General features: G+C 64.1%; 12 protein-coding genes and 4 pseudogenes. 12 read left to right on the top strand and 4 right to left on the bottom strand.

What is annotated here, in order from left to right:
• The first annotated feature begins 105 nt into the window (after positions 1-105).
• The 10 genes and pseudogenes from EZH22_RS28520 to EZH22_RS32150 all read left to right on the top strand — a co-directional run.
• A complete protein-coding gene (locus EZH22_RS28520; protein WP_203193671.1) occupies positions 106-750 on the top strand; it encodes a TetR/AcrR family transcriptional regulator in 645 nt (214 codons plus the stop codon).
• Between the two features lie 3 nt (positions 751-753).
• A complete protein-coding gene (locus EZH22_RS28515) occupies positions 754-2,352 on the top strand; it encodes an acyl-CoA carboxylase subunit beta (RefSeq protein WP_203193670.1) in 1,599 nt (532 codons plus the stop codon).
• Positions 2,353-2,361: 9 nt separating this feature from the next.
• Positions 2,362-3,159, top strand: coding sequence for a crotonase/enoyl-CoA hydratase family protein (locus EZH22_RS28510; RefSeq protein WP_203193669.1), 798 nt, complete (start codon positions 2,362-2,364; stop codon positions 3,157-3,159).
• Positions 3,144-4,028: a biotin carboxylase N-terminal domain-containing protein gene (locus EZH22_RS32165; RefSeq protein WP_269902898.1), complete on the top strand. Its 885-nt coding sequence runs from the start codon at positions 3,144-3,146 to the stop codon at positions 4,026-4,028. Before EZH22_RS28510 ends, EZH22_RS32165 begins: the two co-directional genes overlap by 16 nt.
• Positions 3,920-4,999, top strand: a complete 1,080-nt coding sequence (locus tag EZH22_RS32160) for an ATP-binding protein (RefSeq protein ID WP_269902897.1) — start codon at positions 3,920-3,922, stop codon at positions 4,997-4,999. Before EZH22_RS32165 ends, EZH22_RS32160 begins: the two co-directional genes overlap by 109 nt.
• Positions 4,996-5,157: an acetyl-CoA carboxylase biotin carboxyl carrier protein subunit gene (locus EZH22_RS32155; protein ID WP_231711200.1), complete on the top strand. Its 162-nt coding sequence runs from the start codon at positions 4,996-4,998 to the stop codon at positions 5,155-5,157. The genes EZH22_RS32160 and EZH22_RS32155 overlap by 4 nt, the downstream gene beginning before the upstream one ends.
• The gene (locus tag EZH22_RS28500; RefSeq protein WP_203193668.1) at positions 5,154-6,290 is read left to right on the top strand and encodes an acyl-CoA dehydrogenase family protein; all 1,137 of its coding nucleotides are present in this window, start codon (positions 5,154-5,156) and stop codon (positions 6,288-6,290) included. The genes EZH22_RS32155 and EZH22_RS28500 overlap by 4 nt, the downstream gene beginning before the upstream one ends.
• A 104-nt stretch (positions 6,291-6,394) precedes the next feature.
• Positions 6,395-7,000 carry a biotin transporter BioY gene (locus tag EZH22_RS28495; protein ID WP_203193667.1) on the top strand — a complete coding sequence of 202 codons (606 nt, stop codon included), beginning with the start codon at positions 6,395-6,397 and terminating at the stop codon, positions 6,998-7,000.
• 264 nt (positions 7,001-7,264) lie between these two features.
• Positions 7,265-7,444: a CoA transferase gene (locus EZH22_RS28490; protein WP_203193666.1), complete on the top strand. Its 180-nt coding sequence runs from the start codon at positions 7,265-7,267 to the stop codon at positions 7,442-7,444.
• 33 nt (positions 7,445-7,477) lie between these two features.
• Positions 7,478-8,473, top strand: a pseudogene (locus tag EZH22_RS32150) (IS630 family transposase); the annotation flags it as partial.
• 133 nt (positions 8,474-8,606) lie between these two features.
• Here the strand turns inward: EZH22_RS32150 and istB are convergent.
• Positions 8,607-9,359: an IS21-like element helper ATPase IstB gene (gene istB, locus EZH22_RS28475; RefSeq protein ID WP_203193664.1), complete on the bottom strand. Its 753-nt coding sequence runs from the start codon at positions 9,357-9,359 to the stop codon at positions 8,607-8,609.
• Positions 9,360-9,372: 13 nt separating this feature from the next.
• On the bottom strand, positions 9,373-10,686 hold the full coding sequence (gene istA / locus EZH22_RS28470) for an IS21 family transposase (RefSeq protein WP_231711199.1): 1,314 nt from the start codon (positions 10,684-10,686) through the stop codon (positions 9,373-9,375).
• A gap of 6 nt (positions 10,687-10,692) precedes the next feature.
• Here istA and EZH22_RS33045 point away from each other — a divergent pair.
• Together EZH22_RS33045 and EZH22_RS33040 are read left to right on the top strand one after the other, a co-directional pair.
• Positions 10,693-10,848, top strand: a pseudogene (locus EZH22_RS33045) (IS630 family transposase); the annotation flags it as partial.
• Between the two features lie 110 nt (positions 10,849-10,958).
• Positions 10,959-11,061: pseudogene (locus tag EZH22_RS33040) on the top strand (IS630 family transposase); the annotation flags it as partial.
• Here EZH22_RS33040 and EZH22_RS28465 read toward each other — a convergent pair.
• A pseudogene (locus EZH22_RS28465) lies at positions 11,048-11,228 on the bottom strand (IS1380 family transposase); the annotation flags it as partial. The pseudogenes EZH22_RS33040 and EZH22_RS28465 overlap by 14 nt on opposite strands.
• Positions 11,229-11,993: 765 nt before the next feature.
• Complete coding sequence (gene virB11, locus EZH22_RS28460) at positions 11,994-13,007, bottom strand: P-type DNA transfer ATPase VirB11 (RefSeq protein WP_203193663.1); 1,014 nt, start codon at positions 13,005-13,007, stop codon at positions 11,994-11,996.
• Between the last annotated feature and the right edge of the window lies 1 nt (position 13,008).

Below are 13,008 nucleotides of genomic sequence, written 5' to 3'. Positions count from 1 at the left end.
CCGGCTGTTCCCCCAAAAGACTGACGGAGAATAAGCCACTTGAAGCACTGTTGACACTTCCATGGAAAGTGGCCTAACAAGTGTTAGTTATGCAGGGAGCTTAAGTTGGATCCTTCCGTGGCCGAACGCGCTTCAAGAACAATTTCAGCGGCTTCCTTTCGCAGCCCGGTCGGGCGCGCCGGCATATTGGATGTCGCGGCGCGGCTTTTTCGCGAACAGGGCTATGGCCCGGTTTCGCTCAGAAAGATCGCCGAGGCGGCAGGCATCAAGGCGGGTAGCATCTATTATCATTTCGGCTCTAAGGACGAGATTGTCGTGGCCATTCTGGATGCGGGCATCAGGGCCGTCCACGACAAGATGCGCCAAGCTGTTTTGGAGCAACCCGATGACGCCACCGCCGCCACCATTCTGCGGGCCGCGATCAGGGCACATCTGCGCGCATTGCTGGATGTCAGTGACTATTCTTCAGCCAATGTGCGGATTTTCGGGCAGGTGCCGCAATCTGTCCGCGATGCCAATCTGCCAACGCGCCGGGCCTATGAGGCCGAGTGGGACAAGCTGTTGACCCGGCTTCAGAAGGACGGAGCCTTGCGGCGCAAAGTCGATATCCGCCGTCTGCGCCTGATGCTTATCGGCGCGCTGAATGCAATGCTTGAGTGGTTCGACCCCGAACGCGGCAGCGTCGAGGCGCTGGCCTCGGCATATGCCGACGTCTTTCTCAATGGAATTTTGGAACAGAGGGAAGTCTGATTCATGACTTTACTCACGTCGGCCATATCGACCGGTTCGGAAACCTTCAGGGGCAATCTCACTGCACAGACAGCCCGCGTCGAGACATTGCGTGCGCGGATCGCCGCAGCAACCGCAGGCGGGCGCTCCGAGATGGTCGAACGCCACCGCAGCCGCGGCAAGCTTCTGGTCCGCGAACGAATCGACCTGCTGGTCGATCCCGGCACCGCCTTCATGGAGCTTTCTTCGCTGGCGGCCTACGGACAATATGGTGGAGACGTGCCCGGCGCCGGGATCGTCACCGGCATTGGCATCGTGCACGGTCTGCCGTGCATGATCATCGCCAATGATGCGACGGTGAAAGGCGGAACATTCTACCACGAAACCGTCAAGAAGCACATCCGCGCGCAGGAGATCGCGGCGGAAAACCGTCTGCCGTGTCTATACCTCGTCGATTGCGGCGGCGCTTATCTGCCAGAGCAGGACAGGGTGTTCCCCGATGCCCGGCATTTCGGCAATTCCTTCTACCGCCAGACCAACATGTCGGCCTCCGGCCTGCCGCAGATCTCGGCTGTATTCGGCGGCTGCACGGCGGGAGGCGCCTACATTCCGGCACTCTCGGACGAGGTCATCATGGTGCGCGGCAATGCGCGCATCCATCTTGGCGGCCCTTCCATCGTCAAGGTGGCGATCAATGAAGAGGTGGACGGCGAAACGCTGGGCGGGGCCGAGATGCATACCCGCATCTCGGGCGTCAGCGACCATCTGGCCGAAGACGAATATCACGCGCTGGCGCTGATGCGCGACATCGTCGGAAATCTCGGCCTGACGCGAGCGATGGCCCCGGATGCGCCCGCCGCCGCGCCCCTAAACGATCCCGAGGAGCTGTTGGGGATTATCAGCGCCGATCGCAAGCAGCCTTACGACGTGCGAGAGCTTCTGGTGCGCATGATCGATGCCGGCGAATTCCGCGAATTCAAACCGAGCTGGGGCGAGACACTCGTCTGCGGCACCGCCCGCATCCACGGCTACCGCGTCGGAATCCTCGGCAACAACGGCGCGCTTCTCTCCGACAGCTCGCTCAAGGGCGCGCATTTCGTGTCGATGTGCGACCAGCGCAACATTCCGCTTCTGTTCCTGCACAACATTTCCGGCTTCATGGTCGGCACCGAGGCCGAGCGCGGCGGCATCGCCAAGGACAGCGCCAAGCTGGTCTACGCCATGTCGGTGGCCAAGGTGCCCCGGCTGTCGGTCATCGTGGGCGGCTCCTACGGGGCCGGCAATTACGGCATGTGCGGCCGGGGGTTCGCGCCGCGCTTTCTCTTCGCCTGGCCCACAGCGGCGTTGGCCACCATGTCGGCCGACATCGCCTCGAATGTGATGCTGGAACTGCGGCGCGCGAAGGGGGGAAATCCGGCGAAAATGCAGGTCGATCTGGAACGGATCGAGGCCGAGGTGCGCGCGCAATATGCCAAACAGTCCGACCCCTATTACGCCACCTCGCGGCTCTGGGACGACGGCCTGATCGAGCCCGGCCAGACCCGCGACATCCTCGGCCTGTGCCTCGCGATTGTGACCTCGGTTCCGGCTGCGGGGCGTCGCACGCCCGTCTTCAGAATGTAAGGATAGACAATGGCTTACGATCGCTATGACACGCCGCGGATCGAGCTCGACTCGCGCGGCGTCGCCACCGTGATGCTCAACCGCCCCGACAAGCACAATTCGCTCAACGCGGCGCTGATCTCAGACCTTACCGATGCGGCGACGGCGCTCGCCGAGGACCGGGCGGTGCGCATCGTGGTGCTGACCGGGGCAGGCAGGAGCTTCTGTGCTGGGGGCGACTTCAACTGGTTCGCCTCGAACGTGCAGAAGAGCCGCGCCGAACGGGTGGAACAGAGCGCTTCGCTCGCTCGGCTCTTGCGCCGGCTCGATACCCTGCCCAAGCCGCTGATCGGGCGCATCAACGGGCCGGCCTATGGCGGGGGCGTCGGCCTGATATCGGTGTGCGACTACACGATCGGCACCGAGGGCGCGACGTTCGGCCTGACCGAGGTGCGGCTCGGCCTCCTGCCCGCCAACATCTCGCCTTACGTGGTGGCGCGCATCGGCGAGGCGGCCGCGCGCGAGACGATGCTGTCGGGCGCCCTGTTCGACACGGCGCGGGCTGAACGGATCCGACTATTGACCGAGGTGGTCGCGCCGGATGCGCTGGATGCGGCGGTGGAGCGCGTTGTCCATGCCCATCTGCAGGCCGCGCCCGGCGCGGTGGCCGACACCAAACGGCTGATCGCTTATGTCGCGAGCCACGGGATCGAAGACAGCATGATCTATACTGCCGACCGTCTCGCCGATGCTTGGGAGACCGAGGAAGGCATCGAGGGGATCAACAGCTTCCTGAACAAGGGTAAGCCCTCATGGCGGGTGAGTTGAGCTTCACCCGCGTGCTGATCGCCAACCGGGGCGAGATCGCCCGCCGGATTCAGCGCGCCTGCCGCAAGCTGGGGCTGGAAAGCGTGGCCGTCTTCTCCGAGGCTGACCGCGACGGGCCCTTCGTCGCCGAAGCCGATTATGCCGTCTGCATCGGTCCGGCCGCTCCGGCCCAAAGCTATCTGAACATCGACGCCATCCTTGCGGCCGCCCGCGCCACCGGGGCAGGCGCCATTCACCCAGGCTATGGGTTTTTGTCGGAGAATGCCGAATTCGCTGGGCGCGTGGAAGAAGCCGGACTGGTCTTCATCGGGCCTTCGCCCGAGGCCATTGCCTATATGGGGTCGAAAATCGAGGCCAAGGCCGCGGCCGCGGCCGCCGGCGTGCCGGTGCTGCCCGGTTATCACGGCGCCGACCAGTCCGACGACCGGCTTCTCAAGGAGGCGCAGGCGCTCGGCGTGCCCTTCCTGGTCAAGGCTAGCGCCGGCGGAGGCGGGCGCGGAATGCGGCTGGTCACCGATCCCGGCGCGGCGGGCGAGGCCATCGCCGCCGCGCGGGCCGAGGCGAAGAGCGCCTTTGGCGATCCGGCGGTGTTTTTGGAACGCTACACGCCGCGCGCGCGCCACGTCGAGGTGCAGGTGCTGGGCGACGCGCATGGCCATGTGCTGCATCTGGGCGATCGCGACTGCTCGCTCCAGCGCAACCACCAGAAGCTGATCGAAGAAGCGCCCGCCCCGGGTATCCCGACGCTTTGCGCTCGGGCATGCGCTATGCCGCCGTGCGGCTGGCGCGGGCCATTGGCTACCTCTCGGCGGGCACGGTGGAATATCTGTACGACCCCGCGAGGGCCGAATTCTACTTCCTCGAGATGAACACCCGCCTTCAGGTGGAGCATCCCGTGACCGAGGCCATCACCGGTATCGCTCTGGTGGAATGGCAGTTGCGCATCGCGCGCGGCGAGGCGCTGGATTTGGTTCAGGAGGACGTTTCATTTGACGGCCACGCCATCGAGGTTCGCATTGCCGCGGAGAACCCGGCCGAGAATTTCCGCCCTGAAACCGGGACGATCACGCTCTGGGCGCCGCCGGGGACCGTGCGGCTCGACAGCGGCGTGGAAGAAGGATCGGTCGTGGGACATCACTACGATTCGATGCTTGCCAAGTTGATTGTCCACGGTGCGGACCGTGACGAGGCGATCCGCCAGGCGGTCGCGGCGCTCGATGACTTTGCGGTCGGCGGAGTGGGCGTGAACCTGGCGTTTCAGCGAGCGCTGATTACACATGCCGACTTCGTCGCCGTGGCACACTATACCGCCAGCCTGGCCGAGATGTTCCCCTGCGGCTGGACCGCCCCCGTACCGGAGGACGAAACCCGCGCTCTGGCCGCGCTGGCCCTGCACCTGCATCTTGCCCCCAAGCCAGACACTCCTTGGCAGAGCCTTGGTGCCTGGCGGCTGACAGAGGCTGCGGGTCGGCCTGCCGCCGCCTATTACTCGAGCGATGACGCCGATGCGCCGATCAGGGTCGTGGGGCGGGGCGCGCGGCTAAAGGTGATAATGCCCGACGGCACCGCCCTTGGCGTCGAGGTTGCGCGCCTCGCCGCGCGGCGTCTGATCGGGCGGATGGACGGCGCGCCCTTCGCCCGGCGAGCCCACGTGCTGCGGTCGGGCGAGCGCTGGCAGGTGCACCTTTCCGCGCCAGCTGGCATGACGATGGTGCCACTTCGTACGCTCGAGGACCGGCACCTGCAACGCGCCTCAGGCGCCGCGGGCGGCGCCGACACGCTGAGAGCTCCCATGCCCGGCGCAGTGGTCGAGATCCGCGTGGCCCCGGCGAGCGGGTGAGCAAGGGCGAGACGCTGGTGGTGCTCGAAGCGATGAAACTGTTGCAAAGCCTGCCCGCGCCCGTCGCGGGCCTAGTAGCCGAGATCTGCTGCGCGCCGGGCGACACGGTCGCCGGCGGCGCGCCCCTGGTGAGACTCGATCCGGAGGACAAGACATGACCCGACATGAGACCGTCGACGCGGCCACCGGCCCGTTCGACGACGATATCCAAATGATCCGAGCTCAGCTGCGGCGCTTCATCGAAACCGAGGTGGAGCCCAAGGGCGAAGCCTGGGAAGAGAAGGGCATGGTTCCGCGCGAGGTGCTACGCCAGATGGGCGGGCTCGGCATTCTCGGCATGCGCTATAACGAACAGTATGGCGGCGCCGGGCTCGACGTTATGTCGAGCGTGATGCTGGCCGAGGAAGTCGGCCGGTCCACCTTCGGCGGGTTCTCGGCCACAGTGCTGGTGCATACGGATATGGCCTCGCCGCATCTGGAAAACGCCGGCACACCCGAGCAGAAGGCGCGCTGGATGCCCGGCATCACTGCGGGCGAGACGATCACCGCCGTCGCCGTGACCGAACCCGACGCCGGCTCGGACGTGGCCGGCATCCGCAGCCGAGCAGTAAAGGACGGCTCCGACTGGGTGCTGAACGGCACCAAGATGTTCATCACCAACGGTGTGCACGCCGATCTCTACTTCGTCGGCGCCAAGACCGACCCCGACGCCAAGGGCTCGCGCGGGATCACCATGTTCGCGGTCGAGAAGGGCACGAAGGGACTTTCAGTGGGCCGCGCGCTGAGCAAGACCGGCTGGCTCTGCTCCGACACGGCCGAGCTGATTTTCGACGAGGTGCGGGTGCCGGCCGAGAACGTGCTGGGCGAGGTGAACAGAGGCTTCTACGCGGTGATGAAAAATTTCCAGAACGAACGCATCGTTCTGGGCGCGCTGGCCTGCGCCGAGGCGCAGACCGCGCTCGACATGACGGTGGCCCATGTCAAGCAGCGCAAGGCTTTCGGCGGCGTTTTGTGGAACAAGCAGGTCGTCCGCCAGCGTCTTGCGGACCGCCAGACACGGATCGAGGCGGGCCGGCAGCTCGTCTATCACGCCGCGCGGCTCGACGCGGCTGGCGTTGAATGCGTGCGCGAGGTGTCGATGGTGAAGGCTTATTGCGGCGAGTTGGTCAACAGCGTGCTCTATGATTGTGTGCAGTTCCAAGGCGGCATGGGCTACATGCGCGAAAACCCGGTCGAGCGCATGTCGCGCGACGTTCGTGTGCAGGCTATCGGCGGGGGGCGACCGAGGTGATGCTCGAAGAAGTCGCCAAGCGCATGTGAGCCGCCAGTTGAGCCCCAACCTCTGAAAGAAACCTCTCTAAGATCCCAATCCAAAGCATGAATGGAGCCAGCAAGATGTATATCAAGATGGCATTCGTGGAACGGAATATCGTCGCAACATTGCTCGGCGAGGCGCTTATCCTGATCGCCGGTACGATACTTTTGACGGCGTCTGCGAAGGCGCAAGTTCCGTTCTATCCAGTTCCAATGACCTTGCAGACCCTGGTGGTCGTCGGGCTTGGCCTGTTCCTCGGGCCTGTCCGCGGTTCTGGCATTGTCATTGCCTATATCCTGCAGGGGCTGGCAGGCTTTCCGGTCTTCGCGGGCACGCCACCGGCGCCTTCTGGCCTGGCATATGTTGCCGGGCCGACGGGCGGCTACCTTGCGGGCTTTGCGATATCGGCCATTGCGGCTGGATGGCTGGCAAGAAACGGATATGCCAAGACAATCCTGGGCGCGGTCACAGTTGCCGTCGTCGCAACTGCGCTGATCTACGCTCCAGGGCTTGCGTGGCTGGGTGTCTTCACCGGCTACGAGGAGCGCCTCCTCGCGGCCGGCTTCTATCCGTTTCTGTTGGGTGACTTGGTCAAATCGGCCATCGCCGGTCTGCTCTTCATTGCCGCATCCACGGTCGTTCCGGGACTTGGACACATATCGGGAAAAAAGCCCGAGAAGAAATAATGGAGTATCCCTTCTCGGTCGCGAACGATGCGGACACCAAAGACGGTGTCCGCGTTTCGAGGGCGATGCTTTTCGCCTTGGCGTCCTGGCCGAAATGCCGCTGCACGGCTTCCTTCAGCCGGGGAGGTGACCCATCGAGCGAACGGGCGGTCCGGGTCGCCCGCTTCGCCCCGTCACTTTCTTGCGGCCTTCGCGTAGACTTCCTCCTTCAATCTAACATATGTTAGATTATGCTTGCTGCCGTGACGATCAGGGAGGGCTGACATGGCGATGCCGCTCGGCGATATTCGGATCATTGAACTTGGCCATGTGATCGCAGGGCCGCTGGCGGCAGCACTTCTTACGGATTTCGGTGCCGAGGTGATCAAGATCGAAGCCCCCGGCCGGGGTGACATGATGCGCGAACTTTGGCCTAATACCAAGCTCGCGGGTCGTGACTCTTGAGGGCTTGCCAGTGGCATCGGGCGCTGATTCAAGATGGCAAACGGATTGGAGTTTGCCATGCCCATCGCGCTTCGCACCGACTTCGACGCCATCGCGGTAAGGGCCGCCGCCAGACGGTCGAAGGATGGTGCGCAAGCCCGGCGCTTGCTCGCGCTGGCCGCGATCTATGAGGGGGCGAGCCGGACGGAGGCAGCGCGGATCGGCGGGGTCACGTTGCAGATCGTGCGGGACTGGGTGATGAAGTTCAACGCGGCGGGTCCTGACGGGCTGATCGACCGAAAGGCGCCAGGGCCGCAGTCGCTGTTGAAAGCTGCTCATCGCGCGGCGCTGGTCGAGGCGATCGAGCGAGGCCCCATACCCGCCGTTCACGGGGTCGTGCGTTGGCGGATCATCGATCTGGCACAGATGCTCTGGGACGACTTCTCGCTATCGGTATCGCGGCCGACGCTGAGCCGCGAGCTACGCGCGCTCGGCTACCGCAAACTTTCGGCCCGGCCCCGGCCCCATGCCCAGGATCCGGACGCGATCGAAGCCTTCAAAAAGGGGGCTTTGCCGCCGAGCTGGACAAGGTCAGGGCGTCTCTCCCGCGAGGCACTCCCATAGAGATACCAGGACGAGGCCCGGATCGGGCAGAAGAACAAGATCACGAGGCGATGGGCGAAGCGAGGAACGCGGCCCTGCGCACCGCACGACCAGCGCACCAGATCCGCATACATCTTCGGCGCGATATGCCCGCAGGAGGGAAAGGCCGCCGGCCTCGTTCTGCCGTTCTGCAACACCGACGCCATGAACCTGCACCTGGCGGAGATCGCCCTGCATATCGCCCCCGGCGCTCACGCCGTGCTGCTCATGGACCAGGCTGGCTGGCACCTGACGCCGAAGCTCGAGCTGCCTACCAACATCTCGATCGTCGCGATCCCATCGAAAAGCCCGGAGCTCAACCCGCAGGAGAACGTGTGGCAGTTCATGCGCGACAACTGGCTGTCGAACCGCGTGTTCGGCTCCTACGACGAGATCGTCGACCATTGCTCCGACTGCGGATACCGACGAAGCCGGCCATGCATTCCAATCTCAAGCCGGCCGGGTATTCCGATTTGAAGCCGGCCACCCTTGGCGTCATTCGCATGGGTCTATGGGATGATGTTTTGCGGTTCGGCGGAGGTCAAGCGGCGGGGTGAGCGATGGTGCTCTGCTTGGTCTTTCGCAGGCTCTCGCCCTTGAGGTCGATTCGGTAGGCGTTGTGGACGAGCCGGTCGAGGATGGCGTCGGCGATGGTGGGATTGCCGATGAGCTCGTACCAGCGATCGACGGGCAGCTGGCTGGTTACGATGATCGAGCGCGCCTCGTATCGATCCTCGACGATTTCGAGCAGGTCGCGACGCTGCTCGGCATCGAGGGGCTCGGGTCCCCAGTCGTCGAGGATGAGCAGATCGAGGCGGGCGATGGCGCGCAGCATTCGGGTGTAGCGCCCGTCGCCACGCGCCAGCGCCAGGGCTGCCAGGAGACGCGGCACGCGGTGATAGGCGACGGAGAAGTCTTCCCGGCAGGCCTTGTGGCCCAGCGCGCAGGAGAGCCAGCTCTTGCCGACTCCGCAGGGGCCGGTGATCAGGAGATTGTGCCGTGAGCGGATCCAGTCGCCGGCGGCGAGCTTGAGGAAGAGCGCGCGGTCGAGCCCGCGGACAGCGCGATAATCGACGTCCTCGACGCTGGCGGCATGACGCAATCTGGCGGCGCGGGCGCGGCTTTCGAAGCGCTTCTGCTGGCGCTGCGTCTTCTCCTGTTCGAGCAGCAGCGCGAGCCATTCGGCATGTTCGAGACGGCTGGCCTCGGGCTGGGCCTCGAGATCGCGGAAGCCCTTGGCCATGCCGTGGAGCCCGAGGCTGGTGAGCAGATCGAGGGTGGGATGGATCAGCATGATGGTCGTTCCTTCAATGGAAGTAGCCGGGGCCGCGGAGATTGGGGTGGTCGATGACGACGTCGTCCGTCGGCGTTTTGCGATCGGTCCTGTTGGCGATGATCGCGCTGATGCTCTTGTAGGTGAGCGCGCCGATGGCGACGGCGCGGGCGGCGACGATCTCGGCGCGTTCGGGCGCGATATCCTTGAACAGGCGCAGGATGCCCAGGCAGGTGCGGAAGCCCTGTTCGGGATGGGGCCGGTTGGCCAGGATGGCGATGACGAGCCCCTCGGTGTTGGGGCCGATCGAGGCGCCCCAGCGCCGGAAGCGCTCGGGCGTCCACTCGGCGTAGCGCCGATGCGCGCTGGGCATGTGATCGGGATCTGTGCCATGCCGGCGCCCGCCATGGCGACGCTGGTGGGCGGCGATGCGCTGGCCCCGGTGGAACAGTTCGATCGTCCGGGTCGTGGCGCGGATATCGACCTGCTCGCGGATCAGGCCATGGGGCACCGAGTAGAAGAAGCCGTCGAACTCGACATGATAATCGAGGGAAACCCGCGCCAGGCGCCATTCCGCGAACTGGTAGTCGGCGTCCGGTAGCAGCGCCAGCACGGGCCGTTCGACGGTCTCGAACAGATGCCGGCGGCTGACGCCGAGCCTGCGCATGACGTGGGCGTTGATGCGCTCCACCATGGCGGCGATCGCGGCGTTCGCCTCGGCCAGCGAGAAGAAGGTCTGCCGGCGCAGCCGCCCGAGGATATAGCTCTGGGCGAAGCGCACGCCGGCCTCGACCTTCGCCTTGTCGCGGGGCTTGCGCGGGCGGGCCGGAAGAACGCCGACGCCGTAATGGGCGGCCATCATCCCGTAGCTGCGGTTGATCTCGGGATCGTAGAACGAGGCTCTCTGGACGCCGGACTTCAGGTTATCGGGCACGACGAGGCGCGGCACGCCGCCGAGGAAGCGGAACATCCGGACATGGGCCTCGATCCAGTCGGGCAGCGTCTGCGTCCAGGTCGCCTCGGCATAGGTGTAGTTCGAGGCGCCCAGCACGGCGACGAAGATCTCGGCCTCCCGCACGACGCCGGTGGTCCGATCGACGATCGAGAGCTTCTTGCCGGAGTAGTCGACGAAGACCTTGTCGCCGGCTGGATGATCCTGGCGCATGGTCGGTGACAGGCGGCGTTCGAACTCCCGGAACAGGTCGCAGAAGCGGCTGTAGCCATAGCCGTCGGGATGAGCGTCGCGGTACTCCTCCCAGAGCACCATCAGGTTGACGCCGGGCCGCTTCAGCTCGCAGGCGAGAGAGGCCCAGTCCGGCTCGACGCGGCGGCGGAAGCCGCTCTTCACGCCGGCATGCTGGCGGCGATTGCATCTGGTCTGACACATCGTCAGGCCGGCGAGCGGTCGCGGTGAGCGCAGCCAGCGTCAGCCGCTGGCGCAAGCTGGAGCGCGAGCAGGGCGATCCCACCCCTGGGGCGCTGGGCGGCGACAGGCGCTCGCAGGGCATCGAGCGGCATGGTGCGGCTATCCTGGACATCGTCGCGGCCAACCGGGACGTCACGCTTGCCGAGATCAAGACCGCGCTGGAGGCAAGGGGCGTGAGCACCAGCATCGGCGGGCTCTGGCGGTTCTTCGACCGGCACAAGATCACGCTCAAAAAAGTCGGCGCACGCCAGCGAGCAGGATCACGCCGACATCCTGAAGCACCGCGAGGACTGGTTCGCCGATCGGGAAAGGCGCGGGCCAGCCGCTCGGCGATCCCAGACGGCGCTCGGCCATCGCCAGCAGCGTGACGCTGCCGTCCGAAGTGAGGCGGCCGCCGTCGAAATCGGCTGTTTCTTGTGCGCGACGGCTGGAAACGAGAGCGGCAGTATCGTAGCGTCGGTCATGGCGAGCGTGGCTGGCGCGATGCGCTGAAACCTATGGAGTGAGCAACCAAAGCCTACGCCCGTATCAGGCCTTTACGCCACAGTCGCCAGCCTCAAAGCACACGCCTTATGAATAGGACGGGCTAGGCGCTTTGCAAAAGCTCACGTGGACCAGCACGTTTTTTCCAACTGGATACCGCCTGGGTCGTCTCGTGAAGCTCCCGGGTAGACATGATCAAATGGATGAAAACGAGTAAAATCACAGCGAAATGGCGGAGATATTGTAGTGTATCGTGTCATTTCAGAAGCATTTATTACAAGCAAGGATCCGAAATCCATTATAATTACGCTATCTACCCAACTTGTGTCATTATGTTCAATGACGACATCGCCAGATGAGTGGATCATGAAATTTGATACAGGCCGAGCTATCATGAAGACAAATGTAAATATGCTTATGATGCGGGTCGAGGCCGCTGATCTAATCGGATCATATTCGATCAAGACAGTCATAGAGGGGCACTTATTGGAGAGTGATGGCTTCACACAAAAAACGTTGTTATGGGTGGCAGCTAGGGCTGAGCCATTTGCCTCGTTGGAAGATTACACCACCGTGATTAGGGCGCGCGCAAGGTCTCTTTGACAGCGACGGCACTAATGGCATCGCTGAGTAATTCATGTATTCGAATACACCTTGGTCCCTAATGAGTACATGCACGAACAGCGCTAATTTTGTACTGAGAGTGGTAAAGCAACTCGTGCCCACTCACCGTTCCCCAGCGGAGTCTACCCGTTCGCGTCGCTATCTTGGTGGGGGTCGAAATAGATCTCCGTCACCCGAAATTTCCCGCTTATGCGTTTACACTGAACGATGACGTCGATTGCGATCTTCAGAAGATCCCGGATGTCGCTTCGGTCGAGGTCATGCCCGCCGTCTGATTCCTTCACCAGCAGCGTGAGCTGCTCGAGCGCCAATCGAGCCGAATCCGCGTGCACAGTGGTGATCGAGCCGGGATGGCCGGAATTGACATTGCGGATGTAGTAGAAGGCGGTGCCGTCGCGGAGTTCCTGCAGCAGGACGCGGTCCGGGCGCATGCGCAGGGAAGCCTCCAACAGCTCCTTCGCTCCGATCTTGGCGAGCCCCTGCCCGTCCTTCGAATAAAACAGCCGCACATGGTTATCTTGCGGGATCACGAGCTCGGGCGTGTCCTCGATGGTGATGAGCCTCTCGTCTTCCGGGATGTGCCGGATCAGAGCCTTCGAGAGCGTCGTCTTGCCTGACCTCGTCGCACCCGAAATGATGATGTTCTTCCGGGCGAGCACCGCCTCCCGCAGGAACGGCATGTAGCTGCCGGCTTGATATAGATCGAGCAGCCTGGCGTCGGCTGCCGAGAGTTCGTCGGCGACCGGGCTGACTTCCGAGAAAAGGCCGGCGGTTTCGAGATCGTCCAGCGTCAGCGTGACCGCGGAGGGATTGCGGAGCGTGATGCTCACCGTGCCTTTGGGGGTGGCGGGCGGGATGACGATCTGGATGCGGTGCTCGTCGGGCAGGGTGGCCGAGAGCAGGGGATGGGACTCATCGATGGACTGGTGTGAATAGCTCGCCACGGCGCGCGCAAGGCGCATCAGCTTCTCGAATGTGAGATCCGGCGCTTCGTGCGTGCGCCAGCCGCCGGGACCTTCGGTGAGGACGACGCCCGGGCGGTTGATGACGATCTCGTAGAGCGTCTCGTCGCGGAGGAATTGCGCGAGGGGGAAAAGCAGGTCGCGAACGACGCCGACATCTGCCCCTTCCGTCACC

The sequence above is a fragment of the Xanthobacter dioxanivorans genome, assembly GCF_016807805.1.
Taxonomy (GTDB): domain Bacteria; phylum Pseudomonadota; class Alphaproteobacteria; order Rhizobiales; family Xanthobacteraceae; genus Xanthobacter; species Xanthobacter dioxanivorans.
Note: the sequence above shows the minus strand (reverse complement) of the source record. Positions and strands in the feature narration are given on the sequence as shown.

What these genes read in the sequence shown, in the direction of transcription:
- EZH22_RS32165 (WP_269902898.1), top strand. Translation starts at nt 3,144, where the DNA reads ATGGCGGGTGAGTTGAGCTTCACCCGCGTGCTGATCGCCAACCGGGGC.
- EZH22_RS28490 (WP_203193666.1), top strand. Translation starts at nt 7,265, where the DNA reads ATGGCGATGCCGCTCGGCGATATTCGGATCATTGAACTTGGCCATGTG.
- EZH22_RS32160 (WP_269902897.1), top strand. Translation starts at nt 3,920, where the DNA reads ATGCGCTATGCCGCCGTGCGGCTGGCGCGGGCCATTGGCTACCTCTCG.
- EZH22_RS28500 (WP_203193668.1), top strand. Translation starts at nt 5,154, where the DNA reads ATGACCCGACATGAGACCGTCGACGCGGCCACCGGCCCGTTCGACGAC.
- EZH22_RS28510 (WP_203193669.1), top strand. Translation starts at nt 2,362, where the DNA reads ATGGCTTACGATCGCTATGACACGCCGCGGATCGAGCTCGACTCGCGC.
- EZH22_RS28495 (WP_203193667.1), top strand. Translation starts at nt 6,395, where the DNA reads ATGTATATCAAGATGGCATTCGTGGAACGGAATATCGTCGCAACATTG.
- EZH22_RS28515 (WP_203193670.1), top strand. Translation starts at nt 754, where the DNA reads ATGACTTTACTCACGTCGGCCATATCGACCGGTTCGGAAACCTTCAGG.
- istB (WP_203193664.1), bottom strand. Translation starts at nt 9,359, where the DNA reads ATGCTGATCCATCCCACCCTCGATCTGCTCACCAGCCTCGGGCTCCAC.